Annotated in this window: 15 protein-coding genes and 1 pseudogene; 13 read left to right on the top strand and 3 right to left on the bottom strand. The window is 37.8% G+C overall.

All coding sequences use genetic code 11. The annotated features are described in order from the left end of the window. The first annotated feature begins 18 nt into the window (after positions 1-18). The 6 genes from BUC45_RS05365 to BUC45_RS05340 all read left to right on the top strand — a co-directional run bounded on the left by BUC45_RS05365 (position 19) and on the right by BUC45_RS05340 (position 8,819). A complete protein-coding gene (locus BUC45_RS05365) occupies positions 19-1,791 on the top strand; it encodes a CehA/McbA family metallohydrolase (protein ID WP_296970839.1) in 1,773 nt (590 codons plus the stop codon). A 19-nt stretch (positions 1,792-1,810) separates the two neighbouring features. After that, on the top strand, positions 1,811-3,355 hold the full coding sequence (locus BUC45_RS05360) for a DUF3604 domain-containing protein (RefSeq protein ID WP_296970838.1): 1,545 nt from the start codon (positions 1,811-1,813) through the stop codon (positions 3,353-3,355). Positions 3,356-3,696: 341 nt separating this feature from the next. Beyond that, complete coding sequence (locus BUC45_RS05355; protein ID WP_296970837.1) at positions 3,697-5,064, top strand: PTS mannitol transporter subunit IICBA; 1,368 nt, start codon at positions 3,697-3,699, stop codon at positions 5,062-5,064. Between the two features lie 33 nt (positions 5,065-5,097). Then, positions 5,098-7,176, top strand: coding sequence for a BglG family transcription antiterminator (locus BUC45_RS05350; protein WP_296970836.1), 2,079 nt, complete (start codon positions 5,098-5,100; stop codon positions 7,174-7,176). Positions 7,177-7,188: 12 nt separating this feature from the next. Continuing rightward, the gene (locus BUC45_RS05345) at positions 7,189-7,665 is read left to right on the top strand and encodes a PTS sugar transporter subunit IIA (RefSeq protein ID WP_296970835.1); all 477 of its coding nucleotides are present in this window, start codon (positions 7,189-7,191) and stop codon (positions 7,663-7,665) included. A gap of 2 nt (positions 7,666-7,667) precedes the next feature. Further along, on the top strand, positions 7,668-8,819 hold the full coding sequence (locus BUC45_RS05340) for a mannitol-1-phosphate 5-dehydrogenase (RefSeq protein ID WP_296970834.1): 1,152 nt from the start codon (positions 7,668-7,670) through the stop codon (positions 8,817-8,819). 313 nt (positions 8,820-9,132) lie between these two features. On the opposite strand, the pseudogene BUC45_RS05335 reads toward BUC45_RS05340, so the two are convergent. Next, positions 9,133-9,452 (bottom strand): annotated as a pseudogene (locus BUC45_RS05335) (UPF0236 family transposase-like protein); the annotation flags it as partial. An 88-nt stretch (positions 9,453-9,540) separates the two neighbouring features. On the opposite strand from BUC45_RS05335, the gene BUC45_RS05330 reads away from it, so the two are divergent. Further along, positions 9,541-10,074: an iron-containing alcohol dehydrogenase gene (locus tag BUC45_RS05330; RefSeq protein WP_296970833.1), complete on the top strand. Its 534-nt coding sequence runs from the start codon at positions 9,541-9,543 to the stop codon at positions 10,072-10,074. A gap of 69 nt (positions 10,075-10,143) precedes the next feature. Here the strand turns inward: BUC45_RS05330 and BUC45_RS05325 are convergent, their stop codons facing one another. Both BUC45_RS05325 and BUC45_RS05320 read right to left on the bottom strand, forming a co-directional pair. Continuing rightward, positions 10,144-11,385 carry an NAD(P)/FAD-dependent oxidoreductase gene (locus BUC45_RS05325; RefSeq protein WP_296970832.1) on the bottom strand — a complete coding sequence of 414 codons (1,242 nt, stop codon included), beginning with the start codon at positions 11,383-11,385 and terminating at the stop codon, positions 10,144-10,146. Between the two features lie 171 nt (positions 11,386-11,556). Further along, positions 11,557-12,318: a helix-turn-helix transcriptional regulator gene (locus tag BUC45_RS05320; protein WP_296970831.1), complete on the bottom strand. Its 762-nt coding sequence runs from the start codon at positions 12,316-12,318 to the stop codon at positions 11,557-11,559. A gap of 156 nt (positions 12,319-12,474) precedes the next feature. Here BUC45_RS05320 and trxA point away from each other — a divergent pair, with 156 nt between their 5' ends. The 6 genes from trxA to BUC45_RS05290 all read left to right on the top strand — a co-directional run bounded on the left by trxA (position 12,475) and on the right by BUC45_RS05290 (position 16,772). Beyond that, the gene (gene trxA, locus BUC45_RS05315; RefSeq protein WP_013777235.1) at positions 12,475-12,789 is read left to right on the top strand and encodes a thioredoxin; all 315 of its coding nucleotides are present in this window, start codon (positions 12,475-12,477) and stop codon (positions 12,787-12,789) included. 294 nt (positions 12,790-13,083) lie between these two features. After that, positions 13,084-13,995 (top strand): zinc ABC transporter substrate-binding protein, encoded by a 912-nt coding sequence (locus BUC45_RS05310; RefSeq protein WP_296970830.1) that lies wholly within the window; start codon positions 13,084-13,086, stop codon positions 13,993-13,995. Next, positions 13,988-14,815 carry a metal ABC transporter ATP-binding protein gene (locus BUC45_RS05305; RefSeq protein ID WP_296970829.1) on the top strand — a complete coding sequence of 276 codons (828 nt, stop codon included), beginning with the start codon at positions 13,988-13,990 and terminating at the stop codon, positions 14,813-14,815. The genes BUC45_RS05310 and BUC45_RS05305 overlap by 8 nt, the downstream gene beginning before the upstream one ends. Then, positions 14,812-15,624: a metal ABC transporter permease gene (locus BUC45_RS05300; protein WP_296970828.1), complete on the top strand. Its 813-nt coding sequence runs from the start codon at positions 14,812-14,814 to the stop codon at positions 15,622-15,624. The genes BUC45_RS05305 and BUC45_RS05300 overlap by 4 nt, the downstream gene beginning before the upstream one ends. Then, the gene (locus tag BUC45_RS05295) at positions 15,615-16,037 is read left to right on the top strand and encodes a Fur family transcriptional regulator (RefSeq protein WP_296970827.1); all 423 of its coding nucleotides are present in this window, start codon (positions 15,615-15,617) and stop codon (positions 16,035-16,037) included. The genes BUC45_RS05300 and BUC45_RS05295 overlap by 10 nt, the downstream gene beginning before the upstream one ends. A gap of 15 nt (positions 16,038-16,052) precedes the next feature. After that, on the top strand, positions 16,053-16,772 hold the full coding sequence (locus BUC45_RS05290) for a hypothetical protein (protein WP_296970826.1): 720 nt from the start codon (positions 16,053-16,055) through the stop codon (positions 16,770-16,772). The last annotated feature ends 370 nt before the right edge of the window (positions 16,773-17,142 follow it).

Here is a 17,142-nt window from a genome sequence, read left to right as displayed (position 1 = left end):
ATTGTGGGGTGTGCGTATTTGAAACAGGAAGGTTATTATTACATTGAGGACAGTACAAAAATAGTAGCAGGCAAGTCTTATGTTTTCAAAATAATATATGTAAATGGAATCGAATCATTAAAAGCTGAGGACTCACTAGAGTTGAGTATACCTCTTTCATGGAGTATCCCTAGCAAAGATAGCAATGATGCTGGATATTTTGAGGTATCGAGCAACGCTAAGGCTACATTACTTACCGAAATAATAAGGAGGCGAACGATACGCATAAATATAACCGGTGGTATGATTAACCCTGGAGAAAAAATAACGGTGTATTATGGTAATAGTGATAGCGGTGCTCGGGTACAAAAGGTGGTTTGCGATGGAACTGCTGAATTTAAACTTTCAGTTTTGCGAGAAAATCAAATCAAGGACATTCATAGCCTATCATCGATTACGGTTATTCCTTCTAGCCCAGCGCATATAAACCTAACTGTGCCATCCTATGCACAACCAGGAACTAAAATAAAAGTAAAAGCTCAAATAGTTGATGAATACGGTAACCCAATAAAGGACATAAATGATGACATTTTAATATTTAAAAATGATTGTAGTAGCAGTATTTTTACAGAAAAACTAGAAAAAGGTTACGGAGAATTTTATATAACTCATGAAACGGAAGGGATTCTAAGGGTTAAAGCTACTTTACTAAATACACTAGATATATTTAGTGTAAGCAATCCTTGTATTATAACAAAAGATGAAGATTATCATATATATTGGGGAGACATTCACGGGCATTCGAACATTTCTGACGGTATAGGATCACCAGATTTTTTTTACAATTATGCAAGGTACGTAACCCATTTGGACTTTGCAGCATTGACCGATCATGATTATGAGGTAAATCATGCTTGGTTTAATAGGAAGGTTCAAAGGCTTTCTGATGAACAATGGGCTTTTTTAAAACATCTAGCTGATGAATACAACGATGATGGAAGTTTTATTACATTTTTAGGATATGAGTGGACTGGCAGACCCTATGGAGACAAATGTGTTATATATCGCGATAAAGATATGCCGATTTTTAGATGTGATGAGCATTCTCATCCCTTAGAGCTTTGGGATAAAATAAAGCAGCATGACGGAATAAGTATTTGTCACACGACATCTAATGCTTTCATGGGTTCTGCATGGGAGTATTTTGATGAAAAAGCTCAACCATTGTTGGAAATATATTCATGCCATGGCACTAGTGAGTTTTACGGAAATCCAAATCCGATATTAAATGCGGTTAAAGGACAATTTGCAGTAGATGCCTTAAATATGGGTCAGATATTAGGTTTTACTGCAGGTAGTGACTCGCACATATCGATGCTAGGAAACAAGTATTCGCCTCCAGGACCATATAGAACTCTAAGGTTTAAGCCAGGTCTGACAGCAGTATTATGCAATGAGCTAAATCGAAGCAGCATATTTGAAGCCTTGAGGAAAAGACGGTGTTATGCAACAACCGGCGAGAGAATTATTCTAGATTTTAGCATAAATGGTCATTTAATGGGTGATATATTTATTGAAAAAGGGAAAAGAAGTATATATGTGAAGGCGATAGGAACATCAAAGATTGAAAGAATAGAATTAATATCTGAAGGAAAAATCATTTACTCCATAGAGCCTAATGACTATAGAACTGAACTTAGGTATATCGATGAATCTGACTTTAAAGATAAAAAATACTACTATGTTAGAGTTACTCAAAAAGATGGAAATCGCGCATGGAGTAGCCCAATATGGGTTAGTAAGGATTTGTGAGGTAAAGGGGGATTGGTTAGTGGAAAAATATAAATTGTTTTGGGGAGATGCCCATTCAAATATTCATACTGAATCTATGCAAGATCTCGAAAAATGGTTTGAACAAGCTATGGAGCTTATAGATTTTTGGCCTATAGCATATTATCCTTATCATATGAAAAAGGTTAATGGATTTGGTTTGGAGGATTGGCTTGATGATGGTATCTTAAAAGAGGATTGGAAAAACCTGAAAAGATTTGTAATGCAAAAAAATCAGGAACACAATGGCGAATTTGTAGCATTTATGGGTTTTGAATGGCAAGGTGATGGGCAAGACGGGGACCACAATATATTCTATCTGGATGATGATCAGGTAATTCACAAAACAATGCATTTTAAAGACTTAATTAGTGTTTTACCAAAAGGCAGGGCTATTGCTATTCCTCATCATACTGCCTATAAGTTAGGAAGCCGAGGTAAAAATTGGGCAATTCATGATGAAGTTATATCGCCTTTTGCGGAGATATATTCTTCACATGGCAGCTCAGAATGCGATTTAACCGATATTCCCATGAACAGACATATTCATATGGGGCCAAGAGTGGATGGAGGAACTGTACTTGATGGTCTAAGCAGAGGAAATAAATTTGGCATTATAGCATCTACAGATAACCATGATTGCCCTGCGGTGTATGGTCAGGGATTGATGGCATGCTATGCAGAAAATTTAAGCAAAGAAGCAATTTGGGATGCTTTCATAAATAGACGTGTTTATGGCGTCACTGGAGATAGAATAAAATTGTTATATAAAATAAATGATTCGATTATGGGAAGCAAAGTAAAAGCAAATCCACCATACTTGCATAATGTGGAAGTTGAAGGCGGAAGTGCTATTCATCGAGTAGAACTTTATAGAAACAATATTCTTACCGCTGACTATACTCATACAGGCAAATGGGAGCTGCTACCGCTTAGTGAGGTAGTCAAATTTAAATTTAAAGTTGAGTTTGGCTGGGGACCGGATTTAAAAATATATCCTGATATGAAAAAGAAAGTATGGCAAGGCTCTTTAGAAACAGAAGGGGAAATTCATTCGGTAGAAAAGTGCTGGACAAATTATGGACAAAAATTGAACAACTTAAACAAGAATAGGTGCGAGTTTGAAATAACAAGTTATAAAACGGTTCAGTCTAGTAAATGGATGGGTATTTCCCCTGTGCAAACCCAGGCTTTTATTTTTGAAATAGAAGCACCTTTGCATTCTTCAATAAAATTAGTTATAGATAATAGAAAAATTCTTATACCTGTTGCGGATATTTTACAAAAGTCCCACTTATTTGGATTTCTAAATGAAGCTAAAGAGTTAGTTGAAGAGCGATGGGGTATAAAATCGTATTACAGAAATGACCCCTTTTGGCACGCAGCTTACAAAGTTAAAATTCACAGAGGTATTCCAGAGATAGGATATAAAGTAAATTTTAACTGGGTCAGTGAAGAAAAAGTAAAAGATGAGGATTTCTTTTGGGTAAAAGTTATTCAACGAGATGGCAATACAGCATGGTCTTCCCCTATTTGGATACAATAAATAAAAACAGGCTCAATACTTCTTTTACATAAGTACCTGTGCAACCTAGATATTAAATGCTTAAGATTTTAGTAAATATAGAAAAACTTGGACATAGAAAAATAGTCTACAATCTTTCAAGATTGTAGACTATTTTTCTATGTGTTTAAGATTTTAAGCTAGTAGACATATTAAATAATGTCATCATCAGATACCAACTTCTTCTTAACATCTTTAGCTTGCTATATAGGAAATACGACACTATAATGATATACAAGTAGTATTCTAATTTATTAAATAATGTCATTAAAGTTTTTGCAACATTATTTAATACAACTTAAAATTAAAGGAGGTCAATTATTGTGAGGGCAAAAATTCAATCTTTTGGAAGATTTTTAAGTGGTATGGTAATGCCTAATATTGGTGCATTTATTGCATGGGGACTTATTACAGCATTTTTTATTCCTACAGGCTGGATACCAAACGAACATTTGGGCGCTCTCGTCGATCCGATGATAGCTTATTTACTCCCTCTTCTTATTGGATACACTGGAGGTAGTATGGTGCATAGCACTCGAGGTGGAGTAGTAGGCGCAGTAGCTACGATGGGTATAATAGTAGGCGCCGATATACCCATGTTTTTAGGTGCTATGCTAATTGGACCACTGGGTGGCTATGCTATTAAAAAGTTTGATGAAGCTGTACAAGACAAAATACCTGCTGGTTTCGAGATGCTTGTAAATAATTTTTCCGCTGGAATTATAGGCATGCTTTTAACGATTTTATCTTATCTAATTATAGGACCGGTAGTGCTAGGCTTAAATAAATTTTTGACTGCTGGCGTGGAAACAATTGTAAATGCAGGTCTTCTTCCTTTAGTATCTATTTTTATAGAGCCAGGCAAGATATTATTCTTAAATAATGCAATCAATCATGGTATATTAGGACCCCTAGGCGTAGAACAAGTTGCCCAGACTGGTAAATCTATTTTCTTTTTACTTGAAACAAATCCTGGTCCAGGTCTAGGTGTGCTGTTAGCTTATTGGCTGGCAGGCAAAGGAGCTGCTAAAGAATCTGCTCCAGGAGCAATAATAATTCACTTTTTGGGAGGAATTCATGAGATTTATTTTCCTTATGTCTTAATGAATCCGATACTAATAATAGCGGTTATACTTGGCGGCGCTTCAGGAATATTTACATTTTCAGTATTAGGAGCAGGTCTTGTAGCAACACCCTCACCTGGTAGCATATTTGCAGAATTGGCAATGACACCTAAAGGAGGTTATTTGCCTGTATTAGCTGGCATCTTTGTTTCGACACTTGTTTCCTTTGCAGCATCAGCTATTCTTTTAAGAAAATTTGGTAGCTATGAAGATGAAAGCATTTATGAAGCACAAGAAAAAGTAGATGAGTTAAAGGGCAAAAAAGCTTATAGCGCCGTACCAAAGGATCAGCCTGTAAGAAAGATAGTTTTTGCCTGTGATGCAGGAATGGGCTCATCGGCTATGGGTGCTTCAATATTGCGAAAGAAAATAAATGAAGCTGGACTGAAGATTCAAGTAATAAACACAGCAATTAATGAAATTCCCAAAGATGCGGATATTGTTATCTGCCATAAAGAGCTGGCAGAACGTGTGAAAGCTGCTTCGCCTAAAGCAGAACACATCTTTATTGAGACATTTATAAATAATCCTGTCTATGATGAAATTGTCGAAAATCTTAAAGAGTAATAGGCAGACAATGTCCATCAAGGAGAAGATTTTATGGATTTTTCGTCTAGAGAAATTAAAATATTGAATATTCTCCTAGAAGGTCCTAGCACTAGCAAAAAAATAGCTAAAAGTATGAACATTAGTCCCAGAACAGTGTTAAGAGAACTGCCAATAATATCTAAAAAACTAAAGGATTATAACATAATTTTAAAAACAAAAACAGGAAGTGGAATTTTTCTAATAGGGAAAGAGAGCGATATTGATAGACTTAAACAATATATAAGTTCCACTTCCCCGACTCGGAAACTGTCGCCAAAAGAAAGACAACAACTTATTATTTTGTCATTGTTGCAAGAAAAAGAACCTCAAAAACTCTTGAATTTTGCCAATGAATACCAAGTCACCGAAGCAACCATAAGCTATGACCTAGATGCATGTGAACAAATCTTTGAAAAATATAACCTAGAACTTATGCGCAGACCTGGACTAGGCGTCTGGATCGAAGGGACTGAAAAAGGCATAAGGCAGTTAGTCACAGATTTATTTTATAAAAATTTTGACGAAAATCAGCTTATCAACATATTAAAAGATAAGTTGCCTGCTCAAAAAGGTAAATCAAACAGTGATAGCCTAATTCTATCTGATGAAATTAAGGGACGATTATTAAAACTCGTAGATGCAGATCTGATAAAACAAATTGAACGGGCACTCGAGGCAATACTAGGTGAATTGGAATTTCCATTGGCTGATAGTGCCTATATTGGTTTAATAGTTCATGTTGCCTTAGCTATAGAGCGATTGAAGAGTGGGGAGCAAATCCAATTAGAAGGTGACATCCTCTCCGCTTTGAAAGAAAGTGATGAGTTTAATATCGCTAAACAGTTAAGCACTATCTTGGAAAGCGATACTGGCATAGCAATTCCAGAAGAGGAAATGGGCTATATTACGATGTATTTGTTAGGCGCCAAATTTCGTAATTTACCTGCTGCAAACGATTTTTTTGTCTTAGATAACTTTGAGGTTGCCGATATATCTAGGGAAATATTAGCGTATGTAAGTGATAAACTCGGTGAAGATCTTACAAGCGACATGATAGCTATTGAGGGATTGATATTGCACCTAAAGCCAGCTATATCAAGGTTGAGGCTTGGAATGGATATTAGAAATCCTTTATTAAAGCAGCTAGAAGAGAAATATAAAGACTTGATGAAAATAGCCGACGAATCTGCTAGTATTTTAGAGAAAAAATATGGTTTTACAGTACCTCGATCTGAAGTAGGCTATATTGCAATGCACATCGGAGCTGCTCTAGAACGCAAGCGCTACAATAAGGTACCTGTAATATTAGCATGTGCTAGTGGTATTGGTAGCGCTCGTATGTTGGCTAGTAGATTGCATAAAGAATTGCCTCAGATAAATATAATTGACATCGTATCTTTTTTGGATTTAAACAAAGCAATAAAAAAATATCCCTATGTTGATACCATTATAACCACAATTCCTTTCGAAAGCGACGAATTCAATGTGATCCAAGTCTCGCCGTTTTTAGACGAAACAGAAGCTGAAATACTGAGGTCTCACATTAAAATGTCAGAAAAAGGATTTCCACCTACCATCATTATGCCTAGCGACAATAAAGGGAGCCAAAGCCAAGATTATAAAAATGAAGTGATTCTAAGCTTGATCCAGGATTTTGTTTTACGAGAAAATATCAGTGTAAAAGATAAGCAAGATTTATTTAACCAATTTAAACGGTGGTTAAGAGAAGATGTGACAGATGCATCAGTTGATGAAGCTATAAAGGATTTAAAAACGCGGGAGGCAAGCATTGGATGCGCCATTCCAGGTAAATCTATTTCCATACTTCATGCGAGAACTAAAGGCGTTAAAAAACCTTTCTTTGGTGTCTATCGGCTAAAAAAACCGATTTTGATGCGAGATATGGATGGAGAATCTGAAAATGTCACAACAGTTCTTGTAATGCTATTGCCTGTAGATCCGAGCTTGGAGGCGTTAGATCTTATGGGAAGGATAAGTATTGCCCTCATAGAAGATACTCATTGGACTGAAACAATAAAAACGGGTTCAGGCACGGACGTCATACAAGGGTTAGTCAAGATTACCAGATAATGGAGGGTTAATATGGCATTTAAATTATTTGGAAAAGATAAGAAAAAAGACAAATCATCAGAAATTTTAACCGAGGATAGTATTATATTAGGAGCTGAAGCTAGTAATAAATATGAAGCTATAGAAATAGTCGGAAATCTTTTGGTAAAATCAGGAAAAGTTAAGCCTTCGTACGTTGATGCCATGAAAGCCCGAGAGGATATACTAACAACTTATATTGGTAATGGCGTTGCTATTCCTCATGGATCAGCTGAGTCTAAAGATGACATAATAGAAAGCGGCATCTTGGTAGCTCAGTTTCCCCAAGGAGTTGACTTTGGTGAAGGGAACATTGCTTATATAGTAATAGGCATCGCAGGTAAGGGTGATGCTCATCTAGATATACTGGCAAACATTGCTACAATTTGTGAAGACAAAAATGAAGTGGAAAAACTAATAAAAGCTAGGACCCCCAGAGAAATATACGAAAAGCTACAGGGGAGGAAATAGCTATGAAAAAAGCGGTTCACTTTGGAGCCGGAAGCATAGGTCGAGGATTTATAGGTCTGCTTTTATTTCAATCAGGGCATGAGCTAACTTTCGTAGATATTAATTCTGAGCTAATAAATGCAATCAATACTTATAAAGAATATACAGTTAGGATTGTAGGCGAAAAGTGCGAAGAACTTAAAGTAACAGGAATACAAGGCCTGCTGTCTTCCCAAGAAGACCAAGTAATCAAAGCTATAGCATCGTCAGAGATCGTAACTACAGCAGTAGGTCCTAAAGTCCTCAAGAATCTTGCACCAACTATAGCTTTAGCTCTTAGACTAAAGATTACTGAAAACCTTGTTAAGCCTTTGAATATAATTGCTTGTGAAAATATGATAGGAGCCTCTGAATCTTTGAAAGAAGAGGTATTTAAGCATCTGCAACCGGAAGAAATTGCAAAACTTGTAGATATTGTTGGTTTTCCTAATGCAGCGGTAGATAGAATAGTTCCCCCTCAGAATGATAGCAATGATTTGCTCTCAGTAGCAGTTGAGCCTTACTTTGAATGGGTTGTTGATAAAAACGGCTTTGTGCCCCCAGTTCCTTTTATCAAAGGAATGCAAGTGGTTACAAACCTTGAAGCTTATGTGCAAAGAAAAATCTTTACATTGAATACAGGTCATGCAATAGCTGCATATCTTGGCTACGTAAAAGGCTATCGCACAATAAGGGAAGCACTTCAAGATCAACAGGTATATAAAATTGTCAAGGGTGCTATGGAAGAGTCTGGTAAATATCTTATACACCGTTTTGGATTTTCTCCTAAAGAGCATAGCGAATATATAGAAAAAACCTTAGAACGTTTTCAAAATCCATATCTTGAAGATTCCGTAGTTAGAGTTGCTCGACAACCTATTAGAAAACTAGGTCCACAAGATCGACTTGTTTTTCCGGCAAAAGAAGCACTTAAAATCGGGGTAACTCCTAGAAATATATCAAAAGGTATTGCAGCTGCGTTAAAATTTGACTGGCAAGATGATGAAGAAGCGGTAGCACTACAGGCTATGATCAAAGAAAAAGGCGTTAAAAAAGTGATTGCGCAAATTTGCAAGATACCTGAAAATAGCGTCCTATCAGAGATGATTGTAGAAGAATTTAATATAATATTCTAAAAGTAGCATGAACTAAATTATGAATATATTACAAAATCTCCCACGGCAAACGCATGAAGACATAAAATGGTAAAATACTAACCAAGAAAAAATATCGATAAAAAATTTACAAAAAAAACTTCGAATTGGTAAAAAATACCTTGTAATTTTCCTTAAACTAGAGTATTCTAGTATTAGAAAATTCACTTCATACAATAAGGGAAACAAGGTAAAGAAGATGTAAAACAACTCAACAAAACTAATAAAAATACTAAATCGCATACCCGACATACGCCAGCAAAGTAATGGTACTATTTATTGACATAGTACCAATTTTATCTACCAGATATGTTTTCTCCCCCGTTACTTTGTTTTCATAGTACCGCCTTTTGTATGTTATATCTCCAAGTTCTCCTATAATGGTTCTCTTACAGTCTTTTTGTAATACTCGCCAATCTTTTCTTTCTTCTTATCGCTATATATTTTTTTATCCATTTCTTCTATTACTTCGGGGCATACTTCTGCACCTAGTTCATTCAATATTTCCTTTAGTTGTTCTACAAATACTGGATAGGTATATTTTCCATCTAAAGTTTCTATGATTTTTTCTCCAGCTAGAAGGAATTTTTCATGTACATGTTGAATTATATCCATATGGACCTCACCTTTCTGAGTTTTATACTCATCCTAAGAGAGGATGGTGAGGTCTATTTTCTACGTACGATCGCTTTTTCCCTGCTTTTTGACCTATAAAAATTTTACACTAACCGTTTTTGAGTATTTGCCTAAATCCTATCAGAATGGCAGTGATGATGAGGCCAGAGTAAAAATGCACAATGCCTCGGCACTGGCAGGTATGGCTTTCACACATACCTCCCTTGGTATCAATCACAGCATGGCACATGCCCTAGGAGGAAGATTTCACATACCACATGGGCGAGCTAACGGAATTTTACTTCCCTATGTTATAGATTACAACAGTAAAGAAGAAAAGGCAGCTGCAAGATATGCCAAGATATCAGAGCTACTAGGATTAAACTTCATATCAGAAATATACGCTGCAAAGGAACTAAGAAACATGGTTAAAAAGCTTAAAGAAGACTTGGACATGCCTGCATGCTTAAAAGAAACGGGCATATCTGAAGTGGAATTTTTAGCAAGCATAGAAGCGCTTGCAGCCACAGCGATGAAAGACCCCTGTACCAAAACAAATCCTCGTGTGCCAACCCGTGATGATATAGAGAATTTATTCAAAAAAGCCTACTATGGCAGCTAACGAAAATATAAAACTCTATTGCGAGCAGCTGAGCGCTTCTACTTTTTCTGAATTTGTAGTAACATATAATTACATCGAAGAGGATTTACCGGCTAAATATCCTGAGGACCAAGCCCATTGGAGGTTAAAGCCTCCGCAAGCCCCGTCGATATCTAGGATTTCACCGCAGAAATACAGGCCCTTTACTAATGCGGACTCCATTGTCAAAGGGTCAACCTGACTAGTATCAACACCACCTGCAGTTACTTGAGCACTGGGCCAAGATTTAGTTCCGGTTATTTTAAATCTCCAATCTGTTAAGATATTTGCAATCCTTTGCCTGTCTGCAGAGGAAAGTTCTCGGACAGGTTTTTTTATGTCTTTTATGCCTGCCTGTTTAAGCAAAACCGGTATGAGCCGCTTATTTACAAAGCCTACCATACTAAAATCCAAACTTTTTTCCTGCATATTTTTAAAGCGCTTTTCCAAGAATCTCTCCAGCTCTTTTTGAGTCATATTATCTATGATAGAGATTTTTAAAACAGCCTCCTTATTTGCCTTCAGCAACTCCCCTGCCTTGCGGCTAATCTGCAATATGGGCGGACCGGACACACCATAATTTGCAAAAAGTATATCCCCCTTATCTTTGGCCAAGACTTTTTTGCCAGACAAAACCTCGGCAGTGCCTACGAACTTGACACCCTCAATCTGCTTGAAGAAATCCCCCGCAAGTTTTAGCTGAACAAGGGCAGGGGAAATATCCACTATTTTATGGCCCAGATTTTTAGCCAAATCAAATCCGCTGCCATCAGAACCGGAGGATGGCATGGCTTTGCCGCCACAGGCTAAAATCACCCGATCGCCCTCGAAGATTCTGCCATCTTCAAGCACCAGCGTAAATTCATTTTTAGTTTTCCTTATTTCTTTCACAAAAGCATTACAGATGATATTTACGCCGATGCGATTTAACTCGTACAAAAGCACATCTAAAACACTCGAAGCTTGATCGGACATGGGAAACACCTTACCTGCGTCCTCCACTCGCGGAACAATACCCAGTTTTTCAAAAAAACCCATAGTCCTAGACACATCAAAGGCTGACAGGGCACCATATATGAATTCGGGATTTTGCCCGTGATAATACTTTACATCAACGTTGATATTAGTAAAATTACACCTTCCATTACCGGTAGCCAGAATTTTCTTGCCCACCCGGGGATTTCGCTCTAGGATGGTCACACCAGCACCGTTATATCGAGCGGAAAGGGCTGCCATCATGCCTGAAGCTCCTCCACCCACCACATATATTTTTAATGGATTTATTTTAGACATATCCATTTCTCCCTCTTGATTTATTCTGGAGTTTACTATAAAATACTCATTGACAGCGAAATAATATAATAGTATAATAAAAATGCAAATAAAAGATTAATGCAAGGGTAAAATAGGTATAAGCAGAAAGGATGAAACTATTTTCATCAACTGCAAGTCAAAAGCAAAAGATTAGCTTTCTCGATGCTCTTTATAGAGCTGAATAAACTTCAAGATAAAACTAAACTCCTCGGCACTGCAGTCGGCTAAAAGCTCGAGAGCGGACCGCACCTTGGGATCATTTAGCAATTCTCTGACCTCGGGGTTCATAGGTTTTAGGATTGATGAAAGTTCTTCATCTTCCGAAACGAAAAAGCAGGGTGAAAGTGATAATGCTGCGGCGATTTTCTCCAATGTTTTAATCGAAGGCTCTACTTTACCGCTTTCAATCTGACCGATAAGGCCAGTAGATACCCCGGCTTTTTCCGCAAGCTCTGCCTGAGTGATTTTACGCTCACAACGTATCTTTTTTATCTTATAGCCTACGAAACTTGTAGCGGCCATGAGGTTTTCGGGCTTTACATCCAAAGCCTTGGCGATACCTTTTAGCGTAGATAAAGCGGGCATTACTCTTCCACTTTCAATTTGACAAAGATAGCTGGGCGAAATACCCACTTTTTCAGCAAGCTCAGAAAGGGATAGATTTTTTTCCTGCCGAATAAGTGCAATCTTTGCACCAATTCCCCCGGCTCCGGCGCTGCTTGAGGAAATAAGACCCTCGCGCGATATGTTTAGAGCTTGTGCAAGCTTGTCGATAGTCTCCAAAGAAGGCTGCTTTTTGCCCAGCTCAATTTCGCTAAGATATGAAACCGAAAGGCCCGCTTGCTGTGCCAAATCCTGCAATGTCATACTCCGCTTTTGGCGAAGGCTGCGAATGAGTTTATGGTCTATCATGAGAGCTACATCCTTCCATACTGGTTTGATAAATTTATAATAAATCTAAAAATATATTCTTCGCAAAATGTAAACTATACTATAATAGTAGTATAGTATAATCACAAAAAACGGTCAAGAAAAACTGAAAACATATTTTACAAGGAGGAAATTCAAATGAAACCATTGACTATTACAGATGATAACTTTGCTCAGGAAGTACTTCAAGCAGAAGGAAAGGTACTTGTGGATTTTTGGGCACCATGGTGCGGACCTTGCCGGATGATGGGACCGGTCATTGATGAAATAGCTGCTGAGTATAGCGACAGCTTGAAAGTAGGCAAACTCAATGTAGACGAAAACCCCAAAACTGCATCCAACTATGGTGTCATGAGTATTCCCACACTCATCCTTTTTGAAAATGGCAAAGTAGCAAAAAAATTGGTTGGCTTTAGGCCTAAACAGGAATTAGTAGCTGAAATCGGGCTATAAAATTCAAAATGTGAATAACCTGCTCCCTTTATGGCAGACAGCTGAGAACGATAAAACTGTCTGTACATTAAGGGAGTTATTTTTTTATTGGTTGAAAATCTAAAGCCTATTTGAAATAAAACTACCCCCTGCTTATATAGTGCCCAGATATATAGATAATAGATACAGCAAAATGCAAGCTTATGCAACGCATTTTGCAATATTAAAATTTTTAAAGAATAATTGACATAAGCCAGTGAAAGAATATATAATATAAAACGCAAATGCAAACCTTTTGCAATTGGAGGAATTAAAATGAAAATAGCAAAATCATTTTTAGTGTTATTATTAATCTTATCTATATCGGTTCTTACCACAGCTTGTTCTAACAATAGTCAGGTGGTGCTACCCAACCAGCCTAATGATCAGCAAAACAGTCTTAAAATCTACACCACATTTTATCCACTGTATGATTTTGCAAAGAAGATTGTGGGGGATAATGCTCAGGTGGAAAATCTCATGCCGGCAGGAGTCGAACCTCATGACTTTGAACCTTCGCCCAAACAGACGGCGATGATTTATGATGGCGATATATTTATCTTTTTAGGTGAAAGCATGGAGCCATGGGCAAAAAAAATGGCAGGAGATTTGGACAAAAAAGGTGTTGCCGTTGTAGAAGCCGGCAAAGGCCTTATAGAAAACAATGATCCGCATATCTGGCTCGACCCGGTATTGGCCAAGGAGATGGCACAAAAGATTTTTGACGGAGTTGTCGCAAAAGACCCGGAGCACAGTGAAGTATATCATGAAAATCTTAACAACCTTATGCAAAAATTCGATGAGCTTGATAAAAACTTAAATGAAATAATATCAAGCAGTCCTCAAAAAAACATAGTAACATCACATTCCTTTTTAGGTTATGTGGCTCGCCGCTATGGGCTTGAGCAGACAGCTATTACCGGTCTTTCGCCGCAGGAAGAGCCATCGCCGAAGAAGATGGCAGAGCTGGTAGAGTTTTGCAAGGCTAAGAAAATAAAGTATATACTGGATGAGCCGGGGGAAGTTTCCAAGCTTTCACAAACACTTGCCGATGAAATCGGAGCAGAAATTTTAATTATAAACCCCTTGGGAACCCTTCAACCGAATGAGGTAAAAGCCGGAGAAGACTATTTTTCTGTTATGGAAAAAAATTTAGAAGTATTAAAGCGAGTGTTGAGCTATGAGTAATAATAGTTTATGTGCGGGTTTTGGAATGGTATATGACGGTGAAGCCGGTGATGATATGGAGGATATCATTGATACATCTAGAATCAAAGACAATGAGGTCATAAGCCTTAAAAATGTCGATTTTTCATACAATGGTACTTTAGTCTTAAAAAATATAAATACTACAGTTGAAAAAGGCGACTTTATAGCGATTCTTGGCCCAAACGGCTCGTCAAAGTCGACCTTACTTAAGATTATGCTGGGATTGCTTGCTCCTAAAGCCGGAGAAGTTAAGATATTCGGACAAAATGTCCGGCATTTTAAAGAGTGGAGCAAGATTGGCTATATATCTCAGCAAGCTGCAAATACGAATACATCCTTTCCTGCCACGGTGGAGGAAATAGTTTCATCGGGATATTACACAGGATTCGGCAGGTGGTTTGATAAAGCCGAGAGAAAAGCAGCCACCAGCGAAGCCCTTGCTGCGGTAAAAATCACAGACCTTTCCAATAGACTAATTGGTCAGCTTTCAGGCGGACAAAGACAGAAGGTATTTTTAGCAAGGGCACTGGTAAAAAAACCGGAGGCTCTTTTTCTCGATGAACCTACAACCGGCATTGATGCAGCCTCGCAGCAGGAATTTTACGAAATGCTTGCCAAACTTCACAAAAACCGCATGACAATTGTCATGATAACCCATGATATTGACGCAGCCATAAAAAGAGCTACAAAGGTTGGCTATATGGAAGATGGCAACATAAATATTTATAAAAATAATGGGAACCTTTCCGGAATTTTAGCGTCTAGATTAATAGGGGAAGGTGCAAGGGGAAGAATATGATGTATATCCTTAGTTTTGATTTTATGCAAAGAGCCTTTATGGCTGGAATCATTACAGCACTGCTGGCATCGGTTATGGGCGTTTTTATTGTGTTAAGGCGCATGTCCATGGTAGGCGACAGCCTATCTCACGCAGCATTGGCAGGAGTAGCTGGCGGCATGCTTGTAGGGATTTATCCATTTTACGGTGCTTTGATTTTCTCGGGTGCTGCCGCTGTTTTAATAGAAATTATAAGGTCGGCCTTCAGCAAATACGCAGAGGTGGCTTTAGCAGTGGTATTATCCGGAGGGATGGGCCTTGCGGCAGTGTTCATAAGTATTGGAAAATCCTTTAATGCTGACCTGATGTCGTATTTATTCGGCAGCTTAGTGGCTGTTTCATCCCAGGATCTTCTACTTATTTCAATATTAGGTTTCATCATAATGTTTTCTATGATATTATTATATAGGGAACTTTTTTCCATTACATTCGATGAAGAAGCAGCAAGGCTTTCCGGCATACCGGTTAAAGCGGTCAACATGTATTTTACCATGATGACTGCTTTGGTAGTAGCCTTATCCGTTCGAGTGGTAGGAGCCTTGTTGATATCGGCCTTAATGGTCATACCGGCTGCTGTTGGCATGCAACTAGCAAAAAGCTTCAAATCGACTTTTATTATAGCCATTGGGGTAGCGATTTTTTCTGTTGTATCCGGTCTTTATACATCTTTTATATTCGATTTAGCCCCTGGCGGAACCATAGTTTTGATTGCTACAGCCATACTAATGATGGTACTTTTTGTAAAGGGGGCTGTAAGGCAATGGATGTAGAAGAACTTTTAAAAGAACAGCGGTTAAAGGTGACTCCGCAGCGCAAGGCTATCATCAATGTGCTTGAAAGCTCTGATGGTGTTTTAAGTGCTCAAGAGATTTTCACTGAAGTTATCAAAATACTGCCAAACATTAATTTTTCAACAATATATCGAAATCTTGATTTGCTGCTTGAAAGAGGAATTTTGTGTCGAATTACTCCGGAAAGCGGTGGAATTCTATACGAACTTCGTCGCGAGGAAGGGCACCACCACCATGTAATTTGTAAAAAATGTGGAGCGTCAATTCCCCTTGATTACTGTCCGATGGGAAATATAGAAAAGGAACTTAGCCGTAAAGGATTTACCCCGACGGAACATCGATTTGAGATTTACGGCTATTGCAACAAATGCAGTAAAAAAATAAAGGAGTAAAGGAGGTATTACACAATGAACCGGCTCATAAAAAAACCTTTGATACTGATGCTGGTTACGATTTTAATACTTGCCGGCTGTGCTAAAGAAGATAACAGCAAACCGGTAGTATCTCAACCGCCAGATACCTCTTCCGTCGGCAATGAAAACGAACCTGTGCCGGAACAAGCAGCATCCCCCGATGAAAATATCGGTGATACAAATAGCAATTTGACTGATGAAAATGCAGACAGTGAAACAATGTTTAAAGTGCAAGACTCAAAGCAAATTCAAGGATGGAAAGAACTCATAGTTAAAGATTATGCTTATACTACCGAAGATTGGGAATCATATTCCTTTCGTGAAAATAGTCCGATTATCTCATATTCGCTGCACTTTCCCGGCAACTGGAATGTGGATTACAGCATTTTTACCGACGAAAACGGCGCAAAAGTAGCTGAACTGCTGCCCACGATAATTATGAAAGAAGGTCAAAGCCTGTTGGATAATTGGGAGCCAAACAGCGAGTGTGAATTGGTATCCCGTGAAAACATAAAAGTCGGAAACCTTACCGGTGTAAAAATAATACTGAAGTCTTATCCATACGGCGGGGATATCGAGATGTGGTATCCGCATACCTACTACCTTACCGACGACAAACAAGTATTTATTATGAGCTTTTACGCGCTGGAGCTAGATTTAGAAGAACAAAAACTATTCGATAAAATTATAAAAACATTCCAATTCTTAAGTTGAACATTAAAATTCAGGGCAAAAAGTAAAGGGCTATTAAGTGTTACATAAAAGCCCAGCATAACAAAAACCCAAAGCCATGTATATAAGCGATACAGCTATCTTGCTTATACGCATGGCTTGTTTTTATGAGAATCAAATATCAGTTCCCCATATCCGCAAGAACAGATTTTAACACCAAAGCCAAGATTCCAAGTTAAAACTTAGACCATGAAAATCTCACATGCCAAAATTAACTAATAACTCAGATAAAAGTCCTTTTTCAAGAAGGAGTTTTTTGGAAAAGGTGGAATATATATAAAAGACAAAAAATCACAATGTTTGATAAAGTTATTAATTATTTTAGCACGGAGAAAATAGAACACAATTATGT

Source organism: Tepidanaerobacter sp. EBM-38, from assembly GCA_001896545.1.
Lineage (GTDB): Bacteria > Bacillota > Thermosediminibacteria > Thermosediminibacterales > Tepidanaerobacteraceae > Tepidanaerobacter.
The sequence above is the reverse complement of the archived record's forward strand: the minus strand, read 5'-3'. Positions and strand labels throughout refer to the sequence as shown.